Raw genomic sequence first — 553 nt, 5'->3', positions numbered from 1 at the left:
ATGTCCTTCACCGCCTCGATCATGCAGACACCGCCCAGGCGCGGGAACAGGGTGCGCCCCGTCCATTCCACCATGCCGACCGGCCCGGCGGGACACGGGCCGGCGGGGGGAATGTACAGCGCGTCTTCATGCCGTTCCGCATGAAAGCAGGCATCTCCCAGCCAGCGGCTGATCTGGCGGCGCGAAAACGGCGTGCCCTGCCCGAAGGGGGAGTTGTCCGCATGCGCCCACAACCCGGCCCGGTTGGGCACCACGAGCAGCAGCCTGCCGTCATCTTTGAGTATCTTCCACACCTGCCGCAGCAGGCTGCTCTTGTCCTCGCACACCTCAAGGGCGTGGATGAGCAGGATGCGGTCGAATTTCAGATCCTCGAACGGCAGGGACAGGCCATTGGCAACGCAGTCCCGCCCGTGCCACGGTGGGGCCTGGCGCGTGACATGCGTGTCAAGCCGGGCGGACAGGCACGGCGCTTCCGCCCGGTCCCACAGCGGCAGGAACGGCAATGCGTAGCCAAGGCCCAGAACACGCCCCGTTCCCCCCTCTGGCCAGAAGG

Annotated in this window: 1 protein-coding gene; it reads right to left on the bottom strand. The window is 67.5% G+C overall.

Annotated elements, in window-relative coordinates; translation table 11 throughout:
- Positions 1-553: methyltransferase domain-containing protein (locus JCM25156_RS19940; protein WP_025814541.1), on the bottom strand; the 553-nt coding region annotated here is incomplete at both ends.

The sequence above is a fragment of the Komagataeibacter kakiaceti JCM 25156 genome (assembly GCF_000613305.1).
The sequence above is the reverse complement of the archived record's forward strand: the minus strand, read 5'-3'. Positions and strand labels throughout refer to the sequence as shown.